Genomic DNA, 14193 nt, shown 5'->3' with positions numbered 1-14193 from the left:
CGCCAGTCGGCACGCCCTGACTCATGAAATTTACGAGGAGGACCTCAGGGATTCACCAGGGCCGTTGCCCTTTAGGGCAACGGAAACCCCAGCTCATAGCACGCGACATGACCGTAGGGGCACGTGGAGGTGTGACGAGTTCGAAACATCGGGTTCACATGGGGGCATGCCCCTGCCATGCGACCACCCATCTCGGGCCATGCGGAGCTCCATAACAGGTAAACGCCTGCCAATATTGGCGCCGAAACGCCGATCACATGACGAGAAAATGACGCCGAGCAGACCGGTGGCGCACCCCCGGAGAACACCGGAGCAGGGGCTCAAGGCGCGGCGGCGCGGGCGAGGACGCCGTACCGGCGTGGCGCGCGGAGGCCGCGGGACACTCCGGCCCCGGCGCTCCCGGCCCACGAGGCCCCGCCTATGGAGGCATGGCGCGGCCGTGAGCTGGGATGACGGAGGCGTCAGTGGCGTTGCCCCCAAGGACCCGCCACGGGCGGGTCGGGCGGCGCGCGTCAGCGATACCCGGGGCGGGCCATGAGTGCGAGCCGTGCGTACTCAGCGCGGCCCAGCCGGATACGGCTTTGGTACCGCGTGTCAGCCGTCGACGGAGCGATGAGCCAGGAAGGCGCGGCGATCGGCTGTTTCACGGCCGTCGGGACACGTGGGAAAGCATTGCGAAAACCCTGGTTCCGCTCTCGACAGAACACAGTTCGGGTAGGGGCGCGCAATACGCCGAGGCATGTAATACAGCGAAGTTCACACTCAACGGCCCGAGGAGTACGGGACGCCGGGGTCTACTTAGTTCTGGGTATGGACAACGACCTGGAACGGTCTCCGCAAGGCGGCCGAGAGGGCTTGCCGGGAAGTACCAGAACCTGCATCGCCGGTCACCGGACCTCAGTCTCCCTTTACCTGGACTCCACATGAGCATCGGGCCCACTGCGAGAAGTCGGGGAATGACTCTCCGGGAGGCCCAATGGGGGGTGCGCGGATGTCTCGCTCACGGGTCAGGTGAATGCGATGTCACCGCGTTGCGCCTGCGGCAACAGTATCGGACCGGCCTTTGCCCGTACCACCCTGACCTTTTGTGACTATCGGCGGCGCGACCACACTTCCTTACTCCTGCGTAAGATACGTTGTCGCGCGCGCCGAACACCCCGTAACTATGCCTAAGCGAAGAGCCACCGCCCGTGCCACCTGGGCGTCAACTCCGCCCGGTTCGCATCCGCGATACCTGACACCGACACCCTCGAGACGCCGGGCCCCCCTCCTGGGAACGGGCATCCATGCAGTGGGCCGTGCCCGTTTGGTCAACAGGGCTGCCCGTTTCCCGCCCGTATCGGGCCCTTAAATGATCACCGTGGCCCATCTCACAACGCGCCCGGACGCTCACGCACCGCAGTCCCGCGGGGGCCGCCTCAAACCGGCGCGGAGGAAGTCGAGGATCCGCGCCCGCGCGACCTCGGCCTGCGGGACCACGCCCGGCAGACTCAGGAACGCGTGCGGCGCTTCGGGGTGTTCGGTGAGCCGTACGGACGTCCCGGCCTCTCGCAGCCGTTCGGCGTAGCGGCGGCCGTGATCGGCCAGCGGGTCGTGGGTCGGCACCACCACGAGCGCCGGGGGCAGCCCGCCGAGGTCGTCGGCGTACAGCGGTGAAAGCGCGCGGGGATCGGTTCCCGACGGAACGGCGAGCCGCTGGAACAGGCGCAGTTGGGGCAGGGCGAGGGTCGGAGTGTGCGCGTGCTCGGCGATCGAGGCGTACGCGAACATCGTCCCGGTCACGTCGACCGCGGGGTTGACCAGCACCTGCGCCCGCAGGCCCAAGTCGGCCCGGCCGGCCCGGATCGCCACCAGGGCACTGATCAACGCGCCGCAGCTCTCGCCGAAGACAGCGGTCCGCGCCGGGTCGACGCCCCAGCGTGCGGCATCGCGCAGCACATGCTGAAGCACGTCCCAGCCGTCGTCGACGGCGGCCGCGAGGGGATGGTCCGGGTCGAGAAGGCGGTGCTCCACCGAGACGACGACGGCGGGCAGTTGAGCCGCCACGTGGCTGGTGACCCAGTCGCACTGCGCCGCCGTCCCCACGAACCCGCCCCCGTGCACGTGGAGCACCAGCGGCAGGCCGGTCCGCTCGGCGCCTTGGCCGTCGCTCCCCGGGACCGGCCGGTACACCCGGACCGGGAGTTCACGCCCGGGCAGCGCCACCTTCTCCCACTGGATCGTGGCGCCGGGGTCCGGCTCCCCCAGGATCGGCCGCGCCGCGCTCGACGCCCGGAAGCGGTTCTCCGCCTCGCGGTAGGCGACCAGCTCCTCGGCCGTCACGGTCGGCCAGTCCGGCTCCGACGGGCGCTGCGCGGCAGTGATCTCGCTCATGTTCCTTCTCCTTGCCCAGAGTTGGTCGATTCGCCCAAGGATGGTCGCCACCTGGTCTGCACCCGAGAGTTTCGCGACTTCAGGTATCGATACTCAAGGTAGCGAAAAGAGATAGAGTGCGGGTATGACATCGCCCACATCCGCCAGGCCGCCGGGCCGCCCGCGCGCCGGCGTCAACGCCGCGGTCTTCGCCGCCACGCTGAGCACGGTCCAGGAGGTCGGCTACGCACGCGCCACCGTCGAGCGCATCGCCGGCGCGGCGGGGGTCGCGAAGTCGACGGTCTACCGGCGCTGGCCGACGAAGGGCGCGCTGATCGTGGACTGCCTCCTGGACGCGTTCGGCCCGGCGCCGCTCGAGGGCGACAGCCGGGCCGAGCTCATGACCTCCATGGTCCGCTGGGTCGCGGCGAAGATCGGCGAACCCGGGGTCGGCGACGCGTTCGCCGGTGTGTTCAGTGACGCCGTCAGCGACCCGGCCCTGCGGGAGATCCTGTCCACGCGGTTGCAGGACCCGTACCGGCTCGCGCTCCAGGAGGCGCTCGACGAGCCGGAGAACCGGGTCCTGTTCTTCATCGACGTCGTCGTCGGAGTGCTCCTGCACCGTATGGGCATGACCGGCGCGCCGATGGTCGACAGCGACGTCGACGCCCTGATCGACATGATCCTGCCGCACTTCGCCGACGGCCCGGGCCCGGACTGACGCCCCGTCGGGCAACGTCCGCCGGACGCCCCGGACATCGACGCCCCGAACATCCACGTACCAACCCTCCACGCACCGGACCCGAATACGCCCCAGGGGCCCTGTCGCCGACGAGTGTCGAGCGACAGGGCCCCTGGGGCCTCGCGCGGGGACGAGCGGTACGGGACCGGTCAGCGGTCGAGCACGCCGAACTCCCCGCCGCGCCACGGAACCTCGGAGTCCACCGGCGGCTTCACGACGCGGCTGGGCGCGGTCCCGGCGATCTTGCCGCTCTTCGTTCCGACCGACCAGACCTCCGAGGTGTTCGCCCGGACCGGGATGGTGATCTCGGGCTGCTTGTCCCCGTTCAGGTCCGTGACCTTGAGCAGTTGGGGAATGCGGTAGACGCCCGCGGGCCGGGGCAGGCCGGGTGCGTTGTAGCTGGTGAACACGGCACCGGTGCCGGTCACGCCCTTCTTGGCGCCCTTGAGCACGTACAGGCCGCCCCCGCTGATGTAGCAGTGCTCGCAGGTGGCGTGCCGCTCGCCGGGGGCGCCGACGATCAAGTCGGCGTAGCCGTCCCGGTTGAGGTCGCCCGTGGCGACGTCCATGCCGAAGCTGTCGCCCGCCTCCACGCCGCCGGGGACACCGGCGCTGTCCTCGGTGAACACCTTGGCGGCGCGGTTCTCGTCCACGCCGCCCGAGGAGCCGTACTGCACCTGGACGCGGCCCGCGTGGCGCTCGGAGTCGCTCACGTACGTCGAGTCGCCGACCGCGATGTCGCCGTACCCGTCCTTGTCGAAGTCGCCGATCGCGACGCTGTTGCCGCCGCGGACAGTGGCCGCGGTCTTGCGCAGCCCGGACGCGCCGCCGAGCAGCACCCGGCCCTTCCTGCGCTCCTCGCCGAGGACCACGAGGTCGTCGATGGCGCCCTTGTTGATCCGGCCGACGGCCAGCCGCTTCTGGGCGTCGGTGTACCTGAACGAGGCGCCGACGTCCACGGTCTTGGCCGACGCGGGCGAGCCGTCCGCCTTGAAGGGGCCCTTGTGCAGGCGGATCGCCGTGGAGTAGCCGACGATCAGGTCGGTCTTGCCGTCCCCGGTGAAGTCACCGGCCTTCAAGGCCGTGCCGATTTCGGGTCCGGCCTCGCCGCCGGGCATCGCGGTGCCGCCCTTGAGGCCGGTGGGGCTGCCCCAGAGCAGCGTGACCTCGGCGCGGGACGCGACGGCGAGGTCCGCGTAGCCGTCGGCGTTGAAGTCGCCGCCCGCGACCGTCCGGCCGAACCGCTGGTCCTCCTGCGCGTCTCCCGGCACACCGGGGCTGTTCTGGGTGACGGCCTTCAGGCCGGTCTTCTGGGCGCCGTTCTTCGAGCCGTACGAGACGGTGACGTAGCCCGCGCCGAGGGCCCGGGTGGTGCCGCCGTCCGCCCCGGGGACGTTCACGGCGCCGTCCGGGGCGCCGATCGCGAGGTCGTGGTACCCGTCGCCGTTGAAGTCGTCGGCGTACCGGGTGGGCGCGGGACCCGCGGGGGCGGCCTGGGCCGCCTGGGTGCCGGTGAGGCCCGGCAGCCCTCCGGTGAGTGTCGTGACCGTCGTGGCCGCCGCGGCGACCACGATCGCGCGACGGATGTGGCTGCGCACGTCCGTTTCCCCCTCTGGGAAGTGAGTTGATTGCACCCCCAAGACCCGTGACGCGCGGGAACGGTTGTGCGGATCTTCACGGCACTTTCACCACCACGCTCGGCCCCGCCCCCGACAGCCGCACCTGCGGGGACGACGGCCGGGGCGCTCGGGCCACACCCGCAGGAGGACGGAGCGTCGGCACGCTAGCCCCATCGATGTACTGGCGGGCTCCGCACTCGGCACGATGAACGGCCCCTCGGCGCCGCCGAGCATGGAAAGCGGACATCCTCCCCACTTGCTCGTACCTGCTCACCCCTGCTCGCACCCGCCGCCTCGAGGAGGCCCGTCGTGCCCAAGGCATCGAGATCACGGACGCAGCGCACCACAACGGCCGTCACCGTCACCCTGCTCGCCGCCACCGCCCTGGCCGGACCACCGGCGGCCGCAGCCGACCGGCCACCCGGCTCCGACCCGCGCGCGGACCTGCGCGCCGACGTCAACCAGGACGGCCGCGTGGACGTCGCAGGCCGCTCCGACGAGGCCGGGGAGGACGCCTGGCGGCCGGGGCGCGGCGCGGTGTTCCTCGCGAACGTCGACGACGACTCGCGGCGCTGCCGGACGCGCCCCGGCGACCTCGACCGGATCGACCCGGCCGTGGACACCCGCCTCGCCGCCTGCCACGACGCGGCCGACGAGAAGGTCAACGGGCCGCGCGACGCGGCCGATCTGGCGCCGCTGCGCATCGCGCCGACAGCCGTGGGCGACGACGCCACGGGCCAGGTCACGGTGCCCGCCGCGCAACGCCCGTACGTCCGGCTCTTCGTCAGGCGCGACGGCCAGCTGCGCGTCCTGCGCGGCCCCCTCACCGCCGCCGAGTTGCGCGCCGGGGTCGAACTGGCCCTGGAGGGCCGCGACATCGTCCGTGACCCGCGCCGCTGGAACGGCCAGGTCGACGTGACGCTCACCGTGCGCGGCCAGGGACACCAGAGTTCCGATCGCGTGCGCCTGAAGGTGGCGCCCGTGCTGTTCCAGAACGACCTCCAGCGCGCGCGGAGCGTCTTCGCGGCGAAGCCGGGCCCCGGCAGCGGCGCCATCCCCGGGGGCGTCGGCGCCGGCTACCGGCCGCGCGAATGGAAGCCGTTCGCCTCCTCGCTGCGCCGGGCCGCGCGCGCCGCGGGCCTCGCCGACCGGGACGTGACGTTCACGGCAGGTACCCGGCAGTGGTGGCGCGACATCTGGCGGCAGGACATGGTGGAGCCCACCGTCGCGAGCGTGCCCGCGCCCGGCGGCCGGGTGCACACCATGCGCGTACTGCTGCGCAGCCCCATGAAGTGGATGTCGCCCGACGGCGGCAGGACGACCCTCAGCCGGTCCGGGCGGCTGCTGTTCCGTGACTTCCGGGGGCCGGACGTCGGCGTCGTGCAGCAGTTCACGCCCGGCCGCGAGCCGGACGGCATGGACCTGCAGAACGCCACCGGCAACTTCGAGTCCCTGCCGCCCTCTCCGGGGCATCCGCGAGGGCGGGTCCTGTACGGCACCGATCCGCTCCGGCAGCCGGACGCGTCGTACGTGAAGATGATCGAGGCGCAGGCCCAGCAGCCGTCCCTCACCATCGACACGTCCTGGCTGCTCGTCGGCCATGTGGACGAGACGGTGCATGTGGTGCGGGCGGACAACGCGCGCGGCTGGACGCTCGCCGTCGCCGACCCACGCCAGGCGCTCGACCTGCTGCGGCGCACCCAGCGCGCGGGCCAGGGCGGGCAGCGGATGTTCGCCGCGACGAGCATGCCCGACAAGCCGACCGTCGACGAGCTCCTGGCCGACGACGAGTTCCTCGCCGACAACGCGAAGGCCGCGGGCCACATCGACGGACAGATCCGCGTCCTGCTGCGGCAGACCGGCCTGACCGAGCGCGACCTGGTGCGCCTGCCCGTGCTCTACACCATGGCCACCGTCCACCCCGAGATCCCCGAGGGCGCGGTCGCCCTCTCCCCCAGCATCGCCAACGGCCTGTCCCTGACCAGCCGTGACTACGCGGCGCCCGACCCCCACGGTCCCCGCCTGCGCGGCCGCGACCTGTTCCGCGCGGCGGCCGAGAAGGCGCTGGCCACGGGCGGGGTGCGCGTGCACTGGGTGGAGAACTTCGCCTGGGCGCACCTGGCCGGCGGTGAGGTGCACTGTGCGACGAACGCGCTCCGGGACACCTCCGGGACGGCACGGTGGTGGGCTCGGCGCACGCCATAGCTGGACATAGAGTGATCGGTCGCAGCCCGCGGCCGAGTGCGCCGCGGGCCGCGTCGTCGATCACCTCTCCGCGGTTCGCCCAGCAGGCTCCGGGCGCCGCGGATCTCTCAGCCAGGAGTTGTTCCCTTGTCCCCACGTGAGCATGTGAAGTCGCAGGCGCCCGCCGGGTCCACGCCTCTCGGCGCGGCGGCCCGGCGTACCCGGCGGCTGTCCGTGGCGGCCGTGCTGGCCGGTGCGGCGGCCGTGGCCTGTCTCGCGGGCACCGTCCCGGCCCACGCGGCCGAGGGTGCCGGGCCGGTCGCCCGCCGGGCCTCGGCCACCGCCCACAACGCCCCAGCGGTGACGACCGTGGTGACGGAGGGCCAGGTCAAGGAGGCGGCGCCCGGCGGGACGCTCCTGTATCCCAGCGTCACCAGCTGTCTGACCGTCACCGTCCACCTCCGCTCGGGCGGCGCGGTCGGCGCGCACGCGAGCCTGTTCCAGGTGCCCGGCGAGCTGCGTTCGGACCAGATCCTGGACCGGGCCAAGGCCCTGGCGGGCGGGCGCGAGGTGGCGTCCGTGGAGGTCAGGGGCGCCGTCGGGGCCTGGCATCCGGCGTACTTCACCAAGGCGATCGAGAGCTACGGCGAGGGCGAGGAGGTCCCCGTGCCAGCGGGCCGGGACTTCGCCGGGCTGACGGCGGCGGTGGCGCGGGGGCTCAGTGTGCCGACGGCCGCGGTGACGGTCACGGACGTACCCGATGGTGATCAGGTCGTCGAGGTGCGGCGACACTGACCCGCGGGCCCGGACCGGCCAGGCCTCCGTGACCATTGCCTGGCGGTCCGTCTGGCCTCCACGACCTCCTGCCTGGCGGTCCGTCTGGCCTCCAGGACCTCCTGCCTGGCGGCTCGTCTGGCCTCCATGCCCCCGCCGGGCGGTCCGCCAGGCCTCCGCCATCGCCTGGCGGTCCGTCGGGGACCGCGCCTTGGCGTTCTCGATGTGCCGCCGCGTCTTCTTCGCGGCGCCCTCCGCGTCGCCCGCCGCCGTCGCCTCGTATACCGCGGTGTGTTCACGCGCGGGGGGCTCGGCCTCGGAGGAGCCGAGTTCGGTGAAGAGGCGGAAGCGCTGGACGTGGCCGCCGAGGGAGCGGTAGGCGGTCTCCAGGAGCGGGTTGTCGCACTGGGCGGCGATGCGCAGATGGAAGCGCTCGTCAGCGGCCCGGTACGGACGCACCGAGGCCGACCGGGGCGCCGCCGCGCGGCGCTTCAGCTCCTCGGTGCTCTCCTTGAGATCGTCCAGGAACTCCGGTGTGGTGCGGCGCGGCGCCTCCTGGACCATCGCCCGAACGAGGGGAAGAGCGTCTGGGACTGCCCCGGACCGGCCGTCACCTGCCGCATAGGGGCCCCGGGAAGGGGCACTCGGTGCGGCGGAGGTGGAACGACATGGTTCCTTTGCTGCTGGTTCTGCTGATCGCGCTCGTGCTGTTCGGCGCGGGCTTCGCCTTGAAGTTCCTGTGGCTGGTGGCCGCCGTCGTGATCGTGGCGTGGCTGATCGGCTTCATCGTCCGCCCGGCCGGGGCCGGCGGACGCAGGGGGCGGTGGTACCGCTGGTGAGCACCGGAGACGGCTGGTGAGCCCCGGCTGCGGAGCCACCGCGCCGCGCGAACTCAGCGCGCCGCGGGCTCCTCGGCGGTGCCGACGGTGTAGGTGTCCTTGACCTTCACCTCGGTCACCCCGCGCCCCTCGGGGAACACGGCCCGCCAGTCGCCGATGACGTGCAGCTCGTCCGTACCCATGGCGCGGACGACGGCGAGGCCCGCGCGGTGCGCCTTGTACGCCTTCGTCCAGAGGTTGGAGAACGCCTGGGAGCGGATGAGGTGCATCCAGTCGGGGCGGTACAGCTCACGGTTGTAGTTCGACTCGCCCATCGTCGAGACGAACTTCGAGTACATCGCCTTGACGTACTCCAGCGTCACCTCGTCCTGCGCGGCGATCGCCGCGTCCCGGGCGTCCTTCAGGGCGACACGGAACTTCTCCAGGAGGTTCTCGGTGGCGCCGGACGTGAACGACTCGTGGATCTCCGGCGGGTCGCACAGGCCGTACTTCGGGCCCGACAGGCGAAGGAGCAGCCGCAGGATGGGTTCGGTGACCCACAAGGGTCCCGGTTCGTCGCGGTTGCCCAGCGGGTTGGGCAGTACGTCGTCGTGGTGCCAGTCGGGCGGAGTGATGAGGTGGACGCCCGCGCGGCGGTGGTCGTGGTCGAAGCCGGTGGAGTGCTCCAGCTGGCCGATCGGCAGATGGGTCTTGAGGGCGGAGAGGTAGGCACCGTTGATGTCGAGCGCGGTCACCTCGTGGGCGCCGGGCGGGAGTTCGCCGCGGGTCCACTTGGGGCGGCCCTCCCAGATCCGGTCGGCGCCGCGGGCCGTCTGCTTGCGCAGGATGTCGGGGACCCAGGGGTGGGCGACGACGTCGTAACGGGCGCCCTTGCGGGTCTCGTCGAGCAGCGCCATGGCGTCCGGGATCGCCCGCTTCACCAGCGCCGCCGTGGCCGCCTCCACATCGCCGGAGTGCTCGGCGAGCGCCCCGGCGACCGCGTCCCCGATCAGGTCGGGCACGTCGGAAGCGGCCTGCGCGCGCCGCCCCACGGGGACGACCTTCATGCCCCGGCCGGGGCTGCGCACGACACGCTGCGGGGCGGAGCCGGTGGGCCGCTGCGCGGTGGAGGGGGCCGGCCGGGGGGCGGGGGCCTGGGGCTCCGGCGCGGCGGCCGGGGGCTCAGCGGCGGCGACCGGAGGCTCCGCTGCGGGAGCGGCACACTCGGCGGGGTCCAGATGCTGCGGATAGCCCTCCACCTGATGCCGGGCGGGCTGACCGCACAGCACACAGGGGCGGGGCTCGGCGAGTTCGTCCTGGTCGTCGGCGGCCTCGGAGTGGGCGGGCGCGGTCTGTGTCGAGGCGGCTTCGGAGTCGGCGGGCGCCGTCCGTGCCGAGGCGGCTTCCGCTGCGGCAGCCGGTTCCGGCGCGGCGGCCGCTTCCGATGCCGCCGGTCCGGAGCCAGGCCCGACCAGGTCGTCCGAGGCCCCGCTCCTCTCCTCCCCCCGCCGACCGTGCCGCTCCTCGGCCTGCCGCAGGAAGTACACGTACCGGCCGCGCAGTTCCCCGCTGGGATCACGCCCCGCCTCCCAGGCCGCGAGCGTCGACGAGCTGACCCCCATGGCGCGGGCGACCTGCGCCCGCGACAGGCCGAGCTCTTCGCGCAGCAGCCGGCGCCGCTCGGCGGGGGGCAGCGGGGTGGCGTCGGGCGCGGCCGCGAGCAGCGCGTCGATCGCCTCGAATTCACTCACGGCGCTTCTCCTGGATGGGCGGAGCTGTCAGCAGCCAGTATCCAATGTCCGCGGCGCACCGCGGGCTGCCCGGGCCCGCTCAGCCCGTCTTCCTCCGGTCGAACCACACCGTGGCGAACGTCGGCACCAGACCGGCCCAGAACAGCACCGTCGGCACGGCCCGGTCGGTCCAGGGCACTTGGGTGATGAGGAGGGTGCAGAGCATGGCCCAGGCCGCCTGGGCGACCACGACACGGGCCCAGCGGCCGCGCCGGAGCAGCGACTGCACGTTCAACTGGACGCCGGTGCGCCGACGGCGGTAGCGCAGCAGGGCGCCGACGGCCCAGATCGCGCTCATCGGGACGAGGAACCACAGCCGCTGGCCGAGTTCGACGGGCAGTTCCCGCTGGGTCTCGCCGTCGACGGCGAACAGGTCGATCATCGCGGCGCCGAGGCCGAGGCACAGCAGCGCGAGCCAGCGCACGCCGCGCAGCATGCGGTACGTGGCGTGGTCGAGGCCGCGCCGCAGCTCCTCGGAGTCCGGCGCGGCGGCGAGCCCGGCGGCGTACAGGTCGGCGGCCTCCACGGCCTTGACGCCGGGGGTGTCGGCGGCCTTGCGGGTCTGCCGCTCCAGGGCCTGCGGGTGGTTCGGGTCGAGCCTCAGGATGGCGAGGTCGAGCTGGTCGGCGGCGGTGCCGTTGCCCGCGAGCGACGCGATCTTGTACGCGACCTCGTAGCCGTAGACCTCCTCGGGCCCCAGGCGCAGCGCCTCCTGGACGTGCACTTCGGCGAGGCGCGCCGAGGTGTCCATGTCCTGGCGCGAGACCTCGCCGCCGTTGGCCTGGCCACGGCTGACGATGTTCGTGATGAACACGACGTCGGCGAGGAGCGCGTGGCCGAGCCAGTACTCCGGCGCGAGGCGGACCACCTCGCGCAGGACCTGCTCGACCTCGGGCATGCGGGCGCCTCCGACCCGGCGCAGCGCGTAGGACCGCATGAGGAGCCCGCCCACGTCCTCCGGGTCGAGCTTCAGGGCCTCGTCGGCCGCCGCGAGCGCCTCGTCCGGGCGGCCCGCGTCCAGGTGGCAGCGGGAGAGCTTGGCCCAGGCGCGGACGTCGGCCGGGTCCTCGGCGATGCGCTGGCCGAGCAGCGCGCTCGCCTCGTCGTACCGCGCCAGGTCGATGAGGGCGTCGGCCCGCTCCACGGCGGGGTGGATCGTGGTCACAGCTTCCGCTTCTTCTTGAGATGGGCCACCAGGTCGTCGTACATACCGCCGTCGTTGGCGTACATCGCCACGTTGCGCGCGGACGCGAACCACGGCTCGGTGGACGGCACGACCTGCCGCGCGGCGGCGAGCAGGTCCTTCATGTTGATGAGGCGCACGGTGCCGGTGCGCGCCGAGTCGAGGAGCGCGCGCTCGGCCGCGGCCTCGCACAGGTGGGCCAGGTCGGCGCCGGACAGGCCGTCGGTGGCCTTGACGAGCTTGCCCAGGTCGACGTTCTCGATGGGCCGGTCCCGCAGGTGGTAGCGGAGGATCGCCTCGCGGGCCGGGCCGTCGGGCGGCAGCACGAGCAGGGTGCGGTCGAGGCGGCCCGGGCGGCGCAGCGCGATGTCCACGTCCCAGGGCACGTTGGTGGCGGCGAGGACGAACACGCCCTCGTTGGCGCCCGCGTCGACGCCGTCGAGCTCGGTCAGGAGCTGGTTGACGGTGTTGCGCATGCCGCTGCTCTGGCTGCGGCTGCGCTTGCCGCCGAGCGCGTCCAGCTCGTCGAGGAAGACCACGCAGGGGGCCTGGCGGCGTGCGGTGCGGAAGATCTCGTGCATGTTGCGCTCGGAGTTGCCGATCCACATGTCCAGCACGTCGTTGACCGACACCGACAGGAACGCGGCGCCGAGTTCACCGGCGACGGCCCGCGCGATGAAGGTCTTGCCGCAGCCGGGCGGCCCGTACAGCAGGAGCCCGCCGCGCAGGCTCTTGCCGTACACACGCCGCAGCTCGGGGTTGCGCAGCGGCGCGAGGAACGCGGCCTCCAGACGCTCCTTGACCTCCTGCATACCGCCCACGTCGGCGAGGCGCACCGATCCTGGCCGCTCCACGTCCCACGCGTCGGCGTCCCCGGCGTCCCCACTCCCGTCGACGGTCAGCGGCGCCTCGACGAACCGGGGCGGGAGCACGTCGCCGACCTGGTCCTGGGCGGCCTTCCAGTCGAAGCCCGGGCGGGCGGGCGCCGCGCCGTCGGGCTCCTGAGCGGGCGAGGTCTCCTGAGGGGGCGCGGCCTGCGGGGCGGGAGGGGCTTGCGGGGCGGGAGGGGCTTGCGGGGCGGGAGTTGCGTGCGGGGCAGGCGCGATGTCCGGCGCGGGTGCGACCTGCGCGACTGTCGCGACCACCGGCGCGGGCACAACCTCCGCGGTTGACACGACCACCGGCGCGGGCACAACCTCAGGCCCATTCACCCCCAACGCCCGCGCCATCAACCGCCGGGCGTCCGCGTCCCCGGGCGCGCGCTGCAGCGCGACGGCCGTCTCGGCGACCGCGGCGTCGCCGTGTCCCGCGTCCAGGAGCAGCGCGGCCAGGTGCAGCCGCAGGGGGACGTCGTCGGGCGCCGCGGCGACGGCTGTCCGCAAGCTCTGTATCAGGGGGGATTCCACCGGCATGGCGCCAACTCTACGAAGCCGCCTCCGGTGTCCGGGCCCCGCCCCCGCGAGGGCGGTGCCCGGGGGCCGGCCCTACCGAGGGGCCAACGCGCGCGCGTGCGCTGCCCGTGCGACCTTCGGGCCGAGCCACCGCTTGAGCCGACGCAGCGCCGTCAGCCGGCCCACGGCCTTGTCGAGGCCGTAGTAGAGCTGCGGCGGGATGTGCGGGAGGAGCGGCGAGTGGCGCTGCCCGAGCAGGGCGAACATGCGGTGCGGCGGCAACTGGAGATAGCGGGGCAGGTTCTCGTACCACTGGGCGCTGTAGCGGGCCGCGCTCTGCACGGGCAGGAGGGCGGACTTGCGCTCCTGCTCGTACGCGCCGAGGGCGTCGGGGAGGTCCGGGTGCGCGCGCAGCGCGTCGGCGAGCGCGATGGCGTCCTCCAGGGCGAGGGTCGTACCGGCACCGATGGAGTAGTGCGTGGTGTGGGCGGCGTCGCCGAGCAGGACGACGTTGTCGCGGTACCAGCGCTGGTTGGTGAGGGTGCGGAAGGTCAGCCACTGGGGACGGCCGTCGGTGGCGGAGCGGCCGACGAGGCGGTGGCCGTCGAGCAGGTCGGCGAAGAGTTCCTCCAGGAGCGCGAGTCCCTCGGCCTCGTCCGCGCGGTCGAGACCGAGGCCGGTCCAGGTCTCGGGGGCGCACTCGACGACGCAGGTGCTGCCTTCTGCGCCGTACCCGTAGGCGTAGCACCAGACCCAGCCGTGCTCGGTCTCCACGAAGGCGAAGTGGAAGGCGTCGAAGACCTTGGTGGTGCCGAGCCAGGTGTAGTGGTTGCGCCCGGCCCGGACCTCGGTGCCGAAGTGGTCGGCGGCATCGGTCCGCAGGGCGCTGTGCAGCCCGTCGCCCGCGACGACGAGATCGGCGTCGGACGGCAGCGCGCCGACCTCCATCTCGTGCGCGAACTCAAGCCGCACACCGAGGGACCGGGCCCGCTCGGCCAGGATCCGGAGCAGCCGGTGCCGACCGATCCCGAAGCCCTCGTCCCCGTGGTGGCGGGTCGTCAGGTCCCGCACATGGGCGACCCCGTCGTGCCACCGCACGGAGTGCTCCTCGACGGCACGCGCGGACTCGGGGTCGTGCGCGTGCAGCTTGTCGAGCAGCCCCCGCCAGTACGTGACGCCCCACCCGTAGGTCGAGCCTTCCGGGTTGCGTTCATACACGGTGATCTCGGTGGACGGGTCCTGACGCTTCAGCAGGATGGAGAGGTACAGGCCCGCGGGCCCGCCTCCCACGCAGACGACCTTCACGCACACCTCTACACGTTGCTCATGATTGCCGAATC

10 protein-coding genes and 1 pseudogene are annotated in these 14193 nt (G+C 72.9%); 4 read left to right on the top strand and 7 right to left on the bottom strand.

Translation table 11 applies throughout. The features are described 5' to 3' along the window. Positions 1 to 1389: 1389 nt before the first annotated feature. On the bottom strand, positions 1390 to 2373 hold the full coding sequence (locus tag ACZ6BG_RS17850; RefSeq protein WP_469002113.1) for an alpha/beta hydrolase: 984 nt from the start codon (positions 2371 to 2373) through the stop codon (positions 1390 to 1392). A 124-nt stretch (positions 2374 to 2497) separates the two neighbouring features. Here ACZ6BG_RS17850 and ACZ6BG_RS17845 point away from each other — a divergent pair, with 124 nt between their 5' ends. Further along, positions 2498 to 3073: a TetR/AcrR family transcriptional regulator gene (locus ACZ6BG_RS17845; protein ID WP_469002110.1), complete on the top strand. Its 576-nt coding sequence runs from the start codon at positions 2498 to 2500 to the stop codon at positions 3071 to 3073. A 170-nt stretch (positions 3074 to 3243) separates the two neighbouring features. On the opposite strand, the gene ACZ6BG_RS17840 is transcribed toward ACZ6BG_RS17845, so the two are convergent. Then, positions 3244 to 4692: an FG-GAP-like repeat-containing protein gene (locus ACZ6BG_RS17840; RefSeq protein ID WP_469002108.1), complete on the bottom strand. Its 1449-nt coding sequence runs from the start codon at positions 4690 to 4692 to the stop codon at positions 3244 to 3246. 330 nt (positions 4693 to 5022) lie between these two features. On the opposite strand from ACZ6BG_RS17840, the gene ACZ6BG_RS17835 reads away from it, so the two are divergent. Beyond that, on the top strand, positions 5023 to 6918 hold the full coding sequence (locus ACZ6BG_RS17835; protein ID WP_469002106.1) for a protein-arginine deiminase family protein: 1896 nt from the start codon (positions 5023 to 5025) through the stop codon (positions 6916 to 6918). 126 nt (positions 6919 to 7044) lie between these two features. Then, positions 7045 to 7692 carry a hypothetical protein gene (locus ACZ6BG_RS17830; protein ID WP_469002104.1) on the top strand — a complete coding sequence of 216 codons (648 nt, stop codon included), beginning with the start codon at positions 7045 to 7047 and terminating at the stop codon, positions 7690 to 7692. A 207-nt stretch (positions 7693 to 7899) separates the two neighbouring features. Here ACZ6BG_RS17830 and ACZ6BG_RS17825 read toward each other — a convergent pair. Continuing rightward, positions 7900 to 8235, bottom strand: a pseudogene (locus tag ACZ6BG_RS17825) (FCD domain-containing protein); the annotation flags it as partial. A 104-nt stretch (positions 8236 to 8339) separates the two neighbouring features. Between ACZ6BG_RS17825 and ACZ6BG_RS17820 the strand changes: the two are divergent. Next, positions 8340 to 8510 (top strand): hydrophobic protein, encoded by a 171-nt coding sequence (locus tag ACZ6BG_RS17820; RefSeq protein WP_469002101.1) that lies wholly within the window; start codon positions 8340 to 8342, stop codon positions 8508 to 8510. Positions 8511 to 8563: 53 nt separating this feature from the next. On the opposite strand, the gene ACZ6BG_RS17815 is transcribed toward ACZ6BG_RS17820, so the two are convergent. The 4 genes from ACZ6BG_RS17815 to ACZ6BG_RS17800 form a co-directional block, all read right to left on the bottom strand. Beyond that, complete coding sequence (locus ACZ6BG_RS17815) at positions 8564 to 10240, bottom strand: helix-turn-helix domain-containing protein (RefSeq protein ID WP_469002099.1); 1677 nt, start codon at positions 10238 to 10240, stop codon at positions 8564 to 8566. 79 nt (positions 10241 to 10319) lie between these two features. Beyond that, positions 10320 to 11444 (bottom strand): tetratricopeptide repeat protein, encoded by a 1125-nt coding sequence (locus tag ACZ6BG_RS17810; RefSeq protein WP_469002097.1) that lies wholly within the window; start codon positions 11442 to 11444, stop codon positions 10320 to 10322. Next, positions 11441 to 12874, bottom strand: a complete 1434-nt coding sequence (locus ACZ6BG_RS17805) for an ATP-binding protein (protein ID WP_469002095.1) — start codon at positions 12872 to 12874, stop codon at positions 11441 to 11443. The genes ACZ6BG_RS17810 and ACZ6BG_RS17805 overlap by 4 nt, the downstream gene beginning before the upstream one ends. Before the next feature lie 72 nt (positions 12875 to 12946). Continuing rightward, positions 12947 to 14164: an FAD-dependent monooxygenase gene (locus tag ACZ6BG_RS17800; protein WP_469002092.1), complete on the bottom strand. Its 1218-nt coding sequence runs from the start codon at positions 14162 to 14164 to the stop codon at positions 12947 to 12949. Positions 14165 to 14193: the final 29 nt, after the last annotated feature.

The organism is Streptomyces sp. NPDC041205, assembly GCF_055591765.1.
Note: the sequence above shows the minus strand (reverse complement) of the source record. Positions and strands in the feature narration are given on the sequence as shown.